Below are 13601 nucleotides of genomic sequence, written 5' to 3'. Positions count from 1 at the left end.
GTTTCCGGTTAGGCAGAGTGTAGATAGACGCTGCGCCAGGCAGACGTTCCGATTTTCGCAATAAAGTATTACTGAATTAGAAACGATGGGGAAATGCCGCTTAAGCCTTGCTGATAAAGGCTCACAGGGTTATTGAGGGCGAGTGGTACGCGAGTCAATCGAATCACGTTGCTCATTTGCTACAGTAACCGATGCAAAAAAACAACGCGATAAATCGTATAAAAAGATTGTTGTCACATCAGCAACGGATGGTTGTCGATTATGTGCACAATCGATATCGTCTAAGCCGCTATACTGAAATCTCTGCTTTCCGAAGCAGACTTTTTCGTTGACGAAAAAGATCTCCAAACCTTTGTCGGCGCGACTTCCCAGTCGCGCTTTTTTTTGCCTTCCGGTTGCGGATTCGCGGCCGTCAGTCAGTGCGCTGGCGCAGCGTTGTCAACTTCGCTCCAGTCGTTTGGCGCCGGGATGCTCCAGTCTTCCATGACATAGCGGCGCGCGTCCATCGGGGACGACAGCAGGTTTTGCCAGTGGTCCCCATGCCACACAGGATCAAATTCGAAGGCCGCAGGTGCCGCGGCGGTCGGACCGGATCGAGCGGGAACCGTCTTTGTATGCGATTGGCTAAGCCAGTTGACGAGGCGGCGGAATTCATTGAACAGCATGGCGATCTCCTGACGCGCATTACTTCTCGCTACTGATTTCCATCATGCTGCCATGAGTGCGGCGCAACAACTCGGACAAACACTTACCAAAAACATGTCTTGTTACATATTCTCGCCCACGTGCTGAAGTTCTTCTCGATATCGGATGTATGTGGCATTGAGCGAGTAATGTTGACGTGAAGGATTGCCCGGTTTCGCTGAATATGATGTTGTGATTTCCGATTCGTCAGGCATTGAGTTGTCGTGCTGTGTGCTAAACGCATATGAAATATTCGCTCGACGTTGATTATTCGTTCCCCGTATACGGCAAAACTGATTTTCAATCACCAACTTGATAGTGCTGGGACTTTGGCAAAGCCCGATTGCAGATGAATTGGCCATGAAGTGCAGCTTGAGGGTAATACCCCGGTTTTTATAAATCATCAAGAAAACGGGAATATGGAAATGGGTATCGTCAGATGGTTCGACGATGCCAAGGGCTTTGGCTTCATTACATCGGATTCGGGTGGAGAAGACCTGTTCGCGTACTTTTCGGAGATCCGCTCCGAGGGTTTCAAGTCGCTGAAGGAAAACCAGCGTGTTTCCTTCGAGATCAAGACTGGCCCGAAGGGCAAGCAAGCGGCGAACATCCAGCCGCTGTAAGTCGCACTGCGCTGCCCCGCATGTGCAGCCGGGCGACCTGATTGGCCAAAAGCCTTCGCTAGATGAAAAAGGCTTTTTTATGCTCGCTCATTATTCCCGGTGTGACGGAAATTATTGATTATCTGGTTTTGGTTAAATATGGGAGGGACGTGTAAATTAGAATGGCGCTTCTTAAATTTCAAGCCGGCGTCATGAGAATATACTGATTCCCAGCTTTATGGGCGGCAAGCAGATCGTGCAGAAATGCAGTGTTTGCACCGCACGGCGCCAACGGCAAAGCAATGCCGGCTGGGTGCGAGGCGGCTAACTAGTGCATACTTGCCGCAAAGCCACGCGTCCAAAGTATCCCCTTCCATGTCTGAACAGTTTCTACCAGAGCCGGCCCTGGATGTGCCGATTGTCTTCGTCGACCTTGAAACCACCGGTGGCTCGACTAGCGAGCATCGCATCACCGAAGTCGGGGTGGTTGAAATAGGACCGGCCGGCGTGTCGCGTTGGAGCAGCCTGGTCGACCCTCAGCAACCGATTCCTTCATTCATTCAACAGCTCACCGGCATTACAAACGCGATGGTGCGGGGCGCGCCGACGTTCGATGCTATCGCGCCAGAATTGTTCGAGCGCCTGAACGGCAAACTGTTCGTGGCGCACAACGCCAGTTTCGATCGCGGCTTTCTGCGCGGGGAGTTTCGCCGGGCCGGGCTTGCGTTCGATCCGGATGTGCTGTGCACCGTGCGCCTCTCACGCGCCTTGTTTCCGGCGGAAAAGCGCCATGGACTCGACGCGTTGGTGGAGCGTCATGGTCTCGTCCCGTCCGATCGTCACCGCGCGCTAGCCGATGCCGATCTGATCTGGCAGTTCTGGCAGCGCCTGCATAGCGGTCTTGTGCCGCTGGACGTTTTGCAGGCGCAGATCGAACGCACCACCCGACGCTACCGGCTTGCCGGCGACATCACTGAAGACCTGCTCGATACTGCGCCGGCCGGATGCGGTGTGTATGCGTTCTATGGAGAAGGCGATCTGCCGCTGTATGTCGGGCGAAGCGTACGTGTACGTCAGCGGCTGCGTTCGCATTTGACCGGTGAGCGGCGTTCGTCGAAGGATATGCGGCTCGCGCAGCAAGTACGGCGTGTCGAGTGGCGCGCGACTGGCGGCGAGCTGGGTGCCATGCTCGCGGAGGCGCAGTTGATCGCGACGCTGCGCCCTGGCCATAACCGGGTGCCGCGTGTCACGAAGAGCGATCCGGTGGATGCGCCCTGGCCGTTCGAAGGTCCGGTCGTATTCGAGGAGCGGGAAGAAACGTCGCACGCCCGCGCATTTCATGTTGTCGACCGGTGGCGTTACCTCGGACATGCGCCCTCGCTCGCGCAGGCGGCGGCGCTGCATGCGTCGAGCGCAGCCGGCCCGTTCGAGCTGTCGACCTATCGTCTTCTGCAGAGCCATCTTTCGCGCGGCCTGCGTGTGATGCCGTTGAGCATCTCGAGCGGCACGGCGGTCCCGAGTCTGGCTTAACCCGGGTTTCGCGCAGCACCTCGTTGCTCAGGGCGGGTTTAATCCACGCCTGACAGCGCCGGGCCAATGGCGATTCCAAGCCCCGGCTCGACCGCGTAGACCGCACGGACCGATTAGCCCGTCGCACCGACTCCACCCGCTTCGCACACGTGGCCGAGAGCGCGTGTCAACGCGCTTGAGCGCGTCGAGTCGTAGCGCGTTAGCGATTTCCAGTTAGCAAGCGATTGCGCCACGCGCGACGGACAGTCCTGCGCCGCGCGTAGCGGTTGCACGCGCGCGAGCCCGGCCACGAGTGACTGCGTCAGCCGGTCCAACTGCGGCCTCGTGCTGGTGGCCAGGTCGGGCGCGGGACCTTCAGGCGGGCGCGTGCTGCGCCAGTTGGCAAACAGCGCGTTTTGCACGTCCTTGCTGGCGTCTATCTGATCCCGGAAGAAGGTGCGCGCAAACGCCGGATCGACGTTCGCGGCGACGGCGCGCTTTTCGACATCGGCGAGCAACGCGTTCTCGCGAGGTGTATCCGTAATTGCCTGGTGGTTCGCCCACTTCCAGCGCGCAACGGGTTCCGCGAGCGCAAGGCGCTGCGAAACCAGCGCGATCAGATTGGTCAGCGCGGTGTCGTCCCCGTCCGCAAGGGCGGGAGCGGGTGCGAGCGCAAGCGCGGTGAGCAACGCGAGCGCGCATGACGCTCCAAAGCGATACGAGCGATTCATGGAGGGCGGGGGTGGCCGATCGGCCGCAGAAGAAAAACCAGAAGAATAGACGATGCGCGGATCAAGCGGACACGCCGATCGATCTAAAAACAAACGACCGGGGCATTTAAAGACGCCCATCAGGGGCGTGCGCTAGCTATCTGTGCGCCGGGCCGCAAGAGCCAGGCGCCGCAATCAGGCAGGCGTAACCCGCGCCGCGAGAGCGGCAAAAGACAATCGTAGGGGCGCGTGCAAATCTTCGCCGCGCGCCGGCCGCGCGGACGCTAATGCTGCATCGCACCACTGCCCAATTACTTCGAGTCGCACGACTTGCGTTGTTCGTCGAAAAATGCGCGAACGTGCTCAGGCAGTTCGGCACCCAGAAACTCGACGCCAGCGGGTTCCGGATCCGGGCTAAAAACTTTATCCGGGGTCGGAATCTTCGGTGGTTTGGCATCCATGATCTTTCTCCTTTACAAACCGATTATCTGCCTCGGTCCCCATTTTGCACCAGTGTCTGATGCGGATCACATGTTGTGTGTTGCTTTAACGGTACAGGTCAACATGGAAGCGGAATGTTTGAATAGAATTTATCGGTTCAGTGCGCATAGCTGAATTTGCCATTGCCAATCAAAACAGTCCGATATCTCCGTCGTTCCCTTCCCGCCTTGCCCCGCACGCCTGCCGCGCATTATCTCTGCTGCGTCACAGCACTGCCTGTTCAAATGTGTTGATATGAACAAATCACCGCGATTTTTGTGCACTGCCGCATTGGAAGGAGTTTCTCTGCGTTAAGCCGAACGTTCGTTAATTAACAATTGGTTCAGTGCGTTCATTCAGCCCCCCATTCGCTTGTAAACGAACGATTGCGCGACTTCGTTGACGAGCGGGAATACTTTTCAGGTTATTTTTCGCAAATAAAAAGGCGCCGCGTTCTGGGCGAAGCGCGGCGCGTGCGGCGGATGTTTTTTAGGCGTTCCGCGCCGGAATTTTCCCGGGTGCGGATTAGGCCGCGGATTTTTCGGCGACTTTGACCTGTCCGTGAATCCCCGCCAGATTCGCAACGGCCTCCAGTTCCGACGGCCGGTTGGCGCGCGTGCTGGACGCGTGGTGTCCGACTTTTCCGGGCTTTTATCTGTGCACGGCGAGCCGCGCGCAGATGCCGTTCAAGTTGCACGAGCTGATCGATTTCCGGAGGGAGAAGCGCGGGCTGCGGTAGAACTCGCGCGCTGTTTTTGCTTCGGCTATAGCGCGAGGCCGGGGGCCGTTGCTTCAGATCGGTTGCCGTGCGGTTCTGGCTCGTGCGCGCAATTTCAGCCGGCGTACCACTCGCCACGATAGTGCCGTCGCCTATCATTGAAGCAACTATCCGCGGCGCAGAGTGCGGTGGCTAACGGACGCACCAGGTCCGGCGCGGAAGATGGCTGTCTTCGCCCTTCGGAGAGTTCACCATGGAAAACGCTGTTTACTGGAAAGGACGCCAGGTCGGAATCGAGTGTGCCGGCCGGATCTTGTGGTTTCCGTCAGCGCCGCAGGAAGCGGTGTTGGCGTATGGCACGAAGCCGGCTGAGAACGTGATCGTTGAAGATGCGGTGGTCGCTCGCAATCTCGGTTTGACCGCGCGATGCGATCGATTGGATTTTGGCGGGTGAACTGGAGCCACCGTGGTCAATGCGGGCGGTCAATGTTGAAGCGACCGTTGCGTTGGCCGAGGTGAAGGCTAACCAGAACCGCCAAGGATTTCGGAAAGCAGGCGCAGGGGGGGGGCGGAAGCTGGAGAAGAAAGCAGGCAGTGGAAAACAGGCAATAGAAAGCAAAAAGCCCAGTCGCAATGACTGGGCTAAGTGCTTGAATCTTGTGGTGCCGGAAAGAGGAATCGAACCCCCGACCTTCGCATTACGAATGCGCTGCTCTACCGTCTGAGCTATTCCGGCATCAGGAGAAACGAGATTATAGGGACTTCTTCTGGAGCTTGGCAAGCCCCTGCGGTCACTTTTTTGTTTCGAGATGGTAGCGGGTGACGCGGTCGACTTCATTCTTCGAGCCGAGGAACACCGCCACACGCTCGTGCAGGCTTTTCGGCTGGATGTCCAGGATACGCTTCTCGCCGTTGGTCGCGGCGCCGCCAGCCTGCTCGACGATGAACGCCATCGGGTTCGCTTCGTACATCAGGCGCAGCTTGCCCGGCTTGTCCGGCGTGCGCTTGTCGGCCGGATACATGAAGACGCCGCCGCGGTTGAGGATACGATGTACATCGGCCACCATCGACGCGATCCAGCGCATGTTGAAGTCGCTCTGGCGCGGCCCCTCCTTGCCTGCCTTCAACTCGCCGATGTATTTCTCGACGGGCTCATACCAGTGGCGCTCGTTCGAAGCGTTGATCGCGTATTCGCGCGTTTCAACCGGAACGCGCATGTCGCTTTGCGTGAGCACCCACGAACCCAGCTCGCGGTCGAGCGTGAAGCAGTTCACGCCGTTGCCGGTGGTCAGCACCAGCACGGTTTGCGGGCCGTACACCGCATAGCCGGCCGCGACCTGCTGCGTGCCGGGTTGCAGGAACGACTGTTCGGTGGGCTGCTGGCCGTCCGGGCAGCGTAGCACCGAGAAGATCGTGCCGATCGACACGTTGACGTCGATGTTCGACGAGCCGTCGAGCGGATCGAACACCAGCAGGTATTCGCCCTTCGGGTAGTTGGCCGGGATCGGGAAGAACTGCTCCATTTCCTCGGACGCCATGCCCGCCAGGTTGCCGCCCCATTCATTCGCTTCGAGCAGGATTTCGTTCGACAGAATATCGAGCTTTTTCTGCACTTCGCCCTGAACATTCTCGCTGCCCGCCGTGCCGAGCGCATCGCCCAGCGCGCCCTTGCTGACGTGGTAGCTGATCGCCTTGCATGCACGCGCGACGACTTCGATCAAAAGGCGCAGGTCGGCCGGGAGGTTGTTGGTCTCGCGCTGCTGCTCGATCAGGTACTTCGTGAGAGTGGTACGACGTTGCAAAGCCATTGCTGTACTCCGGGAAGGCTTGGGGAATGTCTCGATTTTAACCGCTCGCTGTGTCGGTTCCGTGCTTTTGAGATGCAAGGACGTGTGTCTGTGCCACTGAGCGCTGTAAAGGCACGTGAAATTCAGGCTTTGCGGCGAGCTTTGATGGCCGTGACATGGCCGGTGAGGCGGGCGGCAAGCGCTGTGGCACGGGCGTGTTCGGCTGAGACTTTCGGCATTTTCGGCCGGTTCGCCTTGGGCATCGGCTCGATCTCGCGTTCGATCTGCTCGCCGGCTGCCGCGGTGGCGACGCGCAGGTCGTAGGCGATCTGCAGATTCAGCCAGAACTGCGCGCTCGCACCGAAGTAGCGCTCGAGCCGCAACGCGGTGTCAGCCGAGATGGCGCGCTTGCCACGCACGATGTCGTTGATGCGCGGCGCCGGTACGCGCAGCGCAAGTGCGAGCGCATTGACGGACATGCCAAGCGGTTCGAGGAACTCGCTGCGCAGAATCTCGCCGGGGTGGATTTCCGGGATGCTTTCGCCGGTGTCGATGCCGGCGAAATCGATGCTGCCCAGATCGGAGCGTTTGATGACCATGGCGGTCTCCCAATAATCAGTGATAATCGACAATTTCGACATTCAGCGCCTCCCCGTCGACAAAATGAAAACAGATGCGCCACTGCGCGTTGATTCGAATACTCCACTGTCCGCTACGCTGACCTTGCAAGGCTTCGAGCCGGTTGCCCGGCGGCGCATGCAGGTTACGGATGGATTCAGCGGCATCGATCATCAACAGCTTGCGGCGTGCGAGCGCCTGCATGTAGAGCGGCAATGAATGCACGAACTTGCCCTGAAAGATTGCCGCCGTAGCTTTGTCGCCGAATGTCGTGATCATGGGATGATATAACGCATCACGTTAAACGTAAACCGTTAAATGGATGCGTTTACTTTCACCCTGTCGAGCCGATACGAACAGTCGTCCAGACGGCTAACGTCGAGGTCCGCACGCCGCCGCTTCATCACCAAATTCAGGACGAAAAAAAACCGGCACCACGTGCCGGTTTTAGGTGCGAAAAGCGCTTTCAGACGACCGTCACGCCAACGCTTTCTCGACGATCTCGCGCACGTCGCGCGATTTCACCTGCGATGCCACTTTCTCCAGTGCCGTGCGCATGCCCTCACGCAGCGCTGGCGTAAAGCGGCGCCACAGCTCCAGCGAGCGGGCGAGGCGCGCGGCCACTTGCGGATTGATGGCGTCGAGCGCGATCACCTGGTCGGCCCAGTACGCATAGCCCGAGCCATCTTCGGCGTGGAACTGGGCGGGGTTCGCCGCACAGAAGCTGAAAATCAGCGAGCGTGCGCGGTTCGGGTTCTTCAGGTTGAACGCCGGGTGAGCCATCAGCTTGCGCACGGTCTCGATCACCGGACGCTGCGCGTTGCCGCGTTGCGTGGCCTGCAAGGCGAACCACTTGTCGATCACGAGCGGTTCCTTTTCGAAGCGCCGGTAGAAGTCGTCCAGTGCCTGCTGCGCCTCAACGCTGCCGCCATTCGCCGCTGCTGCATTGAGCAATGCCGAGAGCGCCGCCGCGCGGTCGGTCATGTTGTTGGCGGTGTCGTATTGCGCGGAGGCGAGACGCACGGCTTCAGCCGGATCGTCCAGTTCCGCGAGATACGACAAGGCAAGATTCTTCAACGCACGATGACCGGATGCCTCCGGTGTGGCTTCATAGGCGCCCGGTGTACGGTGCTTGTCGTACACGGCGAGCCAGTCCTTCCCGAGCGCATTCGCGAGGCGCTTGCGTACGAATTGCCGCGCAGCGTGCACGGCAGCCGGATTCGATTCGGCCATCTGTTCAGCCAGATACGCTTCCGACGGCAGCATCAACGCCAGTTCGCGGAAAGAGGGCGAGAGCGTTTCGTCGGTCAGCACGCGGGCGAACGCGGCGACGACCGAGTCGTCGAGCTGCAGCGGCACGCCGGTGGCGGCGCGCCCGGCGAGCGTTAGCAACTCGCGTGTGGCGAGCCGTTGGCCGGCTTCCCAGCGGTTGAACGGATCGCTGTCATGCGCGAGAAGGAACGCGAGCTGGTCGGCTGAATAGTCGTATTCGACGATCACCGGCGCCGAGAAATTGCGCAGCAACGAGGGCAGCGGTTCCTGCGCGACGTTGACGAACGTGAAGGTCTGTTCGGTCTGCGCGAATTCCAGCACGCGCGTGGTGGAGTCCGAAGCCCTGGTTTTACCCTCCAGTTGCAACGGCAGGTCGCGGCCGTCGTTGCCGATCAAACCGATTGCGAACGGAATCAGCAACGGGCCCTTTTGCGTTTCGCGCGCGGCCGGTGCGGCCTCGCCGTAGCCTTGCGTGAGCGTCACGCTGTAGCGCTGTTGCGCTGCGTCGTACTTCGTGCGTACCGAGACGCGCGGCGTGCCGGCCTGGCTATACCACCGCTCGAATTGCGCGAGATCGCGGCCGTTCGCATCGGCGAGCGCGTGACGGAAATCGTCGCAAGTCACCGCCTGGCCGTCATGACGCTTGAAGTACAGGTCCATGCCCTTGCGGAAGCCGTCGCGGCCGAACAGCGTCTGATACATCCGCACGACTTCGGAGCCCTTTTCGTAGACCGTCATCGTGTAAAAGTTGTTGATCTCCACGTAGCTTTCCGGGCGCACCGGGTGCGCCATCGGGCCGGCGTCTTCGGCGAACTGCATCTGGCGCAGCACGCGCACGTCTTCAATGCGTTTGGTGGCGCGCGCGGCTTCGTCTGTCGCGCCCCCCGCCATGTCGGCGGAGAATTCCTGATCGCGGAACACCGTCAGGCCTTCTTTCAGGCTTAGCTGGAACCAGTCGCGGCAGGTCACGCGGTTGCCGGTCCAGTTGTGGAAGTACTCATGGCCGACCACCGCCTCGATGTTCGCGAAGTCGGTGTCCGTTGCCGTTTCGGGGTTCGCCAGCACGTACTTCGTGTTGAAGATGTTGAGCCCCTTGTTCTCCATCGCGCCCATGTTGAAGTCGCTCACCGCGACGATCATGAAGCGGTCCAGATCGAGTTCCAGCCCGAAACGCCCCTCGTCCCAGCGGATCGAATTGATCAGCGAATCCATTGCGTGACGGGTCTTGTCCAGATCGTGCGGTTCGACCCATACCTGCAGCAGCTTTTCCTTGCCCGAGCCGCTCTTCACGCGCTCTTCGAGCGCGACCAGCTTGCCCGCGACCAGAGCGAACAGATAGCTCGGCTTCCTGAACGGATCTTCCCAGCGGGCGAAATGGCGGCCGTCCGGCAGATCGCCTTCTTCGAGCAGATTGCCGTTCGACAGCAGCACCGGATAGTCGGTCTTGCTGGCGCGCAGTGTGACCGTGTAGGTCGCCATCACGTCGGGGCGGTCGAGGAAATAAGTGATGCGGCGAAAGCCCTCGGCCTCGCACTGCGTGAAGAAGTTGCCGCCCGACACATACAGGCCGGACAGCGTGGTGTTCTCCGCTGGATTGCAGTTGCTGGTGAGCGTGAGTTCGAAGTTATCCGGCACGTTGTCGAGCGTGAGGCCGTGTTCGTGCGCATGCGCGTTGGCGAACGGGGCGCCGTCGACTGTGGCGCCGACGAACTCGAGTTGTTCGCCCATCAGCTCAAGATTTGCGGCGTGGGACGCGTCCGGGTTGCGGCGCACGCGCATCGTGTTCCTGACGACGGTGCGATCGGGGACCAGATCGAACTCCAGAGCGACGGTGTCGATCAGGAAGGCGGGCTGCGCGTAGTCGGCGCGGCGGATCACATTGGGCGTTGCGGTATCGGCCATGGCGTTCTGTGGTGATGGGACTCGAGCCGTCACGCGTGCTTATGGCGCGCGAGCCGGGCTTGTCGAGCCATTGTACAAAGGCTCGGCGGTTCGTGCGGGCCGAACTTTTTACCGAATCGCCTGGTCAGCGTATTATCGGGGCCGCTTTGCGCGGCGAAGCGTGCGCACGAACCAACCCGCTCAAGAATGGCGACAACAGGCATCACGAGGTAGACCATGAAATTCGATCGTTGGGTACGCCGTGCCGCGCTCCTGTTGGGCGCGCTGACGGTGCTGCTGTCCGGTTGCACGAGCTACGTGACCACTCAGGTCACGGCGTTCTCCGACTGGAGCGGCAATGATGCCACCCGTACGTATGCCTTTACGCGGGCGGCGGATCAGCAAAACAATCTCGAACTCAGCACCTACGAGCGTGTCGTCGCCAACGAACTTGCCACGCACGCATTCCGTCAGGTCGACGCTTCAGCGGCGCGCTATCTGGTCGGGCTGTCGTACGGCGTGCGCTCGGATATGGTGACGGTCGCGCAGCCGGTGTATTACAACCCCTGGCCGTCGCCGTACTGGGGCCGGCCGTTCGATCCGTGGGGCCCGTGGGGTCCATATCCGACAGCGTATGTGAACCAGAGCTACCCGATCTTCACGCACCTGCTCGGCGTGCGGATCACCGAGCGCGCCAGTGGCAAAGAGGTCTATAACGTGACGGCGCGCAACTCGGACGAAGAATCGTCGCTGGTGAGGGCCATGCCTTATCTGGCGCGCAGCGCGCTGGCTGACTTCCCGCTCGGCAACGGCGTGGTCCATACCGTGAAGATTCCGCTCGACAAGAACGGCGGGATCTCGAACGAAGTCGCTACGACGGGTGCCGCGCCTTCGGCTGCGCCGGCCACAGCATCGGGCGCGAAGGTCGTGCAGTAAGCGGCACGGGCGACGGCGTGCCCGGTTTGGGTCGGAAGCCGGTGGTGTAAGTCGCGCGTGAGATTCAGGCGTGGCGCATGATCGGCTGATAGGGTCAGAAGCAGTAAAGTGTTCCGAAACGAAACACTCGTCTGGGAAGTTAATTGAAAGTATTTGTGTGTGTTGGTGGATGCCGTTAGCGTCCAGCCGGCCCGCGAAGCTCGCTGGCAGTGGCTTTGCGGGCCGGTCACAGGCTGTGCAAGGGCCGCCAGGTCTGCATTTTGACGCTTTCCAGTCAGCCGCCGCACCAGCGATACGGATACAGATAGATACGTCTTTTGTGGCTGATTTAATCCAGAATATTCAGTATTATTCCGGCGGCCACAGGGAGTCTGGGTCAATCCATCAGACTAATTGGCAAGGGCGCCCGAATAAACGGGGCCAGTGCCTGTAAATCGCTGAACCCTAATAAGAACATTGGATTGACCCCGGCTGGAGATTGTCGTTCCGCGCGGCGAGCATACGCTGTGACGGCTGCGTATTCCGTCAGGCGCCCTCAGCCTCTCCTCGCTTCTACGCGCGAACACCGATATGCCCGATCTGCACTGGACCATTCCGGTCGCTCGCTGGTCTAGCTGGCCTGCTGCCGCATCTGCCGCACCCGATATTGGCTTTATCGAGCCGATCGTGCGGCGTCGCCTGAGCACGCTGTCCAAAGTCGCCCTGAAGGTCGCGCACGATTGCGTGGCGCAAGACGAGGTTCGAGTCGTGTTCGCTTCACGCCACGGTGAGTTGCGGCGCACTACGGACATCCTGCGCACCATCAGCACGGGCGAACCGGTCTCGCCGACCGCCTTCAGCCTGTCGGTGTTGAACGCAATGACTGGCGTGTTCGGCATCGCGCGCGGCGATCGTTCTGCTGCCAGCGCGATCTCGGCCGGCGCTGAGACGCTTGGTTACGCGCTGCTGGAAGCGTACGCGCAATACGCAACTGAGCCGGGTTCGCCAGTGCTGCTGGTGTATGCAGACGAGCCGGCCGATCCGGCGTACGGCACGATTGAAGACGAAGTGCAGGGCGGCGCGATCGCGATCCTGCTGAACGGCGAAGCGGCAGCGGGGCAGTTGGTCTGCACCTTGTTCGGCGCGGGTGAGCGGGAGGCAGCGGAGGCCGCGCAACAGGCAAGCCACGCAGGTGAAGCAAGTGAGGCAAACGCGGCAAACGTGGCAAACGCGGCCAGCGAGTCAAGCGCGGACGAACCTTTCGCGACCCAGAGCCAGGCGCTGCTGCACTGTCTGGAAACGGGCAGGCCTGCTGTCTGGCAAGGCGCCGGCGCCGCCTGGCATTGGAGGTGGCATGAGCGCGCGGCTTGATTACCTTTGGCGGTTCTGCGCGACGGGCATGGCCTTCGTGGTGTTCGGCATCTGCGGTGTGCTGTTTTCGGTACTGGTGTTCCCACTCGCGTGGCTATGGCCGCATCGGGCGTCGCGCCAGCGCGTGGTGACGACCGTGATCCACTGGTTCTTCCGGGTGCTGGTCGCGATATTGCGGCGCATCGGCGTGATGGAGCTCGAGGTGTCGGGCGCACAGGCATTGCGCACCGGCGGCCCGGCGATCGTGGTCGCCAATCACCCCACGTACCTGGACGTGATGGTACTGTTGTCGCTCACGCCGCGTGCCTGTTGCGTGGTGAAGAACGCGCACTGGGGCAATCCTTGTTTCTGGGGAATCGTGCGCTCGGCGGAATATGTGAGCAATGCCGATCCCGCCGAACTCGTCGAAGCCGGTGCGCGGCGGCTCGCGGCGGGCTACACGATGATTATTTTTCCCGAAGGCACGCGCAGCCCCGCCCCGAACCGCCTGCACGCGTTTTCACGCGGTTTCGCGCACATGGCATTGAAGGCCGGTGCGCCGATCGTGCCGGTGCTGATGGATTGCGACCCGCCGGCTTTCACCAGGCAGATGCGCTGGTACGACGTGCCGGCGCGCGCTTTCCGGATGCGCGTGAACGTGCTCGAGCCGCTTGGCGTCGAGCAACTCGCGGACCACGACACTTCACCGTCCCTCGCGGCGCGCAGCGTGACCAGCGCCGTCGAAGCACACATTACTCGGCACCTGTTCGATTATGGATTCTTTAAAACTGGAAATTAAACAGCTTCTGATCGAGGCCCTCGACCTGGAAGACCTGAGCCCGGCCGATATCGACAACGACGCACCGTTGTTCGATACCGACGGCATCGGTCTCGACTCGATCGACGCGCTCGAGATCGGCATCGTGCTGCGCAAACAATACCAACTGACCATCGCAGCGAACGACGAACGCACCCGCGAACACTTCCGCTCGATCAGCACGTTGGCCGCGCTGGTCGCGAGTCAACGTGAAACGGCGCGTGCTGCGACCGAAACCACAGAAAAAGGGGACTAATC

General features: G+C 60.6%; 14 protein-coding genes and 1 tRNA gene. 7 read left to right on the top strand and 8 right to left on the bottom strand.

The window, feature by feature from the left end; genetic code table 11:
* Positions 1-416: 416 nt before the first annotated feature.
* On the bottom strand, positions 417-665 hold the full coding sequence (locus P3T22_RS09710; RefSeq protein WP_429324842.1) for a hypothetical protein: 249 nt from the start codon (positions 663-665) through the stop codon (positions 417-419).
* Between the two features lie 438 nt (positions 666-1103).
* Between P3T22_RS09710 and P3T22_RS09705 the strand changes: the two genes are divergently transcribed.
* Positions 1104-1307: a cold-shock protein gene (locus P3T22_RS09705; RefSeq protein WP_063496977.1), complete on the top strand. Its 204-nt coding sequence runs from the start codon at positions 1104-1106 to the stop codon at positions 1305-1307.
* Positions 1308-1661: 354 nt separating this feature from the next.
* Entirely contained in the window at positions 1662-2816 is a 1155-nt protein-coding gene (locus P3T22_RS09700) for an exonuclease domain-containing protein (protein ID WP_063496976.1), read from the top strand.
* Between the two features lie 113 nt (positions 2817-2929).
* On the opposite strand, the gene P3T22_RS09695 is transcribed toward P3T22_RS09700, so the two are convergent.
* Entirely contained in the window at positions 2930-3526 is a 597-nt protein-coding gene (locus P3T22_RS09695) for a chorismate mutase (protein WP_063496975.1), read from the bottom strand.
* Positions 3527-3816: 290 nt separating this feature from the next.
* Positions 3817-3966: a hypothetical protein gene (locus P3T22_RS09690; protein WP_028200145.1), complete on the bottom strand. Its 150-nt coding sequence runs from the start codon at positions 3964-3966 to the stop codon at positions 3817-3819.
* Between the two features lie 990 nt (positions 3967-4956).
* Here P3T22_RS09690 and P3T22_RS09685 point away from each other — a divergent pair.
* Complete coding sequence (locus tag P3T22_RS09685) at positions 4957-5157, top strand: hypothetical protein (RefSeq protein WP_063496974.1); 201 nt, start codon at positions 4957-4959, stop codon at positions 5155-5157.
* A 206-nt stretch (positions 5158-5363) separates the two neighbouring features.
* Here P3T22_RS09685 and P3T22_RS09680 read toward each other — a convergent pair.
* The 5 genes from P3T22_RS09680 to pepN all read right to left on the bottom strand — a co-directional run bounded on the left by P3T22_RS09680 (position 5364) and on the right by pepN (position 10282).
* Positions 5364-5439 (bottom strand) — tRNA-Thr (locus P3T22_RS09680).
* 55 nt (positions 5440-5494) lie between these two features.
* Positions 5495-6511 (bottom strand): class 1 fructose-bisphosphatase, encoded by a 1017-nt coding sequence (locus P3T22_RS09675; protein WP_063496973.1) that lies wholly within the window; start codon positions 6509-6511, stop codon positions 5495-5497.
* Between the two features lie 122 nt (positions 6512-6633).
* Positions 6634-7089: a HigA family addiction module antitoxin gene (locus P3T22_RS09670; protein ID WP_063496972.1), complete on the bottom strand. Its 456-nt coding sequence runs from the start codon at positions 7087-7089 to the stop codon at positions 6634-6636.
* 16 nt (positions 7090-7105) lie between these two features.
* Positions 7106-7387, bottom strand: a complete 282-nt coding sequence (locus tag P3T22_RS09665; protein ID WP_120303252.1) for a type II toxin-antitoxin system RelE/ParE family toxin — start codon at positions 7385-7387, stop codon at positions 7106-7108.
* Positions 7388-7585: 198 nt separating this feature from the next.
* Positions 7586-10282: an aminopeptidase N gene (gene pepN / locus P3T22_RS09660; protein ID WP_429324841.1), complete on the bottom strand. Its 2697-nt coding sequence runs from the start codon at positions 10280-10282 to the stop codon at positions 7586-7588.
* Positions 10283-10498: 216 nt separating this feature from the next.
* Here pepN and P3T22_RS09655 point away from each other — a divergent pair, with 216 nt between their 5' ends.
* The 4 genes from P3T22_RS09655 (at position 10499) to P3T22_RS09640 (ending at position 13599) form a co-directional block, all read left to right on the top strand.
* Positions 10499-11197: a DUF4136 domain-containing protein gene (locus tag P3T22_RS09655; RefSeq protein WP_063496969.1), complete on the top strand. Its 699-nt coding sequence runs from the start codon at positions 10499-10501 to the stop codon at positions 11195-11197.
* Positions 11198-11767: 570 nt separating this feature from the next.
* Positions 11768-12547 (top strand): beta-ketoacyl synthase chain length factor, encoded by a 780-nt coding sequence (locus P3T22_RS09650; protein WP_063496968.1) that lies wholly within the window; start codon positions 11768-11770, stop codon positions 12545-12547.
* Positions 12531-13325 (top strand): lysophospholipid acyltransferase family protein, encoded by a 795-nt coding sequence (locus tag P3T22_RS09645; RefSeq protein WP_063496967.1) that lies wholly within the window; start codon positions 12531-12533, stop codon positions 13323-13325. Before P3T22_RS09650 ends, P3T22_RS09645 begins: the two co-directional genes overlap by 17 nt.
* Positions 13300-13599, top strand: a complete 300-nt coding sequence (locus tag P3T22_RS09640) for a phosphopantetheine-binding protein (RefSeq protein ID WP_429324840.1) — start codon at positions 13300-13302, stop codon at positions 13597-13599. The genes P3T22_RS09645 and P3T22_RS09640 overlap by 26 nt, the downstream gene beginning before the upstream one ends.
* Positions 13600-13601 lie beyond the last annotated feature (2 nt).

It is taken from the genome of Paraburkholderia sp. GAS348 (genome assembly GCF_050434205.1).
Taxonomy (GTDB): Bacteria; Pseudomonadota; Gammaproteobacteria; order Burkholderiales; family Burkholderiaceae; genus Paraburkholderia.
This window is presented reverse-complemented; position numbering and strand designations above follow the sequence as displayed.

Coding starts and splice junctions, on each gene's coding strand:
- P3T22_RS09675 (WP_063496973.1), bottom strand. CDS start 6,511: ATGGCTTTGCAACGTCGTACCACTCTCACGAAGTACCTGATCGAGCAG.
- P3T22_RS09650 (WP_063496968.1), top strand. CDS start 11,768: ATGCCCGATCTGCACTGGACCATTCCGGTCGCTCGCTGGTCTAGCTGG.
- P3T22_RS09670 (WP_063496972.1), bottom strand. CDS start 7,089: ATGGTCATCAAACGCTCCGATCTGGGCAGCATCGATTTCGCCGGCATC.
- P3T22_RS09685 (WP_063496974.1), top strand. CDS start 4,957: ATGGAAAACGCTGTTTACTGGAAAGGACGCCAGGTCGGAATCGAGTGT.
- P3T22_RS09665 (WP_120303252.1), bottom strand. CDS start 7,387: ATGATCACGACATTCGGCGACAAAGCTACGGCGGCAATCTTTCAGGGC.
- P3T22_RS09690 (WP_028200145.1), bottom strand. CDS start 3,966: ATGGATGCCAAACCACCGAAGATTCCGACCCCGGATAAAGTTTTTAGC.
- pepN (WP_429324841.1), bottom strand. CDS start 10,282: ATGGCCGATACCGCAACGCCCAATGTGATCCGCCGCGCCGACTACGCG.
- P3T22_RS09655 (WP_063496969.1), top strand. CDS start 10,499: ATGAAATTCGATCGTTGGGTACGCCGTGCCGCGCTCCTGTTGGGCGCG.
- P3T22_RS09705 (WP_063496977.1), top strand. CDS start 1,104: ATGGAAATGGGTATCGTCAGATGGTTCGACGATGCCAAGGGCTTTGGC.
- P3T22_RS09710 (WP_429324842.1), bottom strand. CDS start 665: ATGCTGTTCAATGAATTCCGCCGCCTCGTCAACTGGCTTAGCCAATCG.
- P3T22_RS09700 (WP_063496976.1), top strand. CDS start 1,662: ATGTCTGAACAGTTTCTACCAGAGCCGGCCCTGGATGTGCCGATTGTC.
- P3T22_RS09645 (WP_063496967.1), top strand. CDS start 12,531: ATGAGCGCGCGGCTTGATTACCTTTGGCGGTTCTGCGCGACGGGCATG.
- P3T22_RS09640 (WP_429324840.1), top strand. CDS start 13,300: ATGGATTCTTTAAAACTGGAAATTAAACAGCTTCTGATCGAGGCCCTC.
- P3T22_RS09695 (WP_063496975.1), bottom strand. CDS start 3,526: ATGAATCGCTCGTATCGCTTTGGAGCGTCATGCGCGCTCGCGTTGCTC.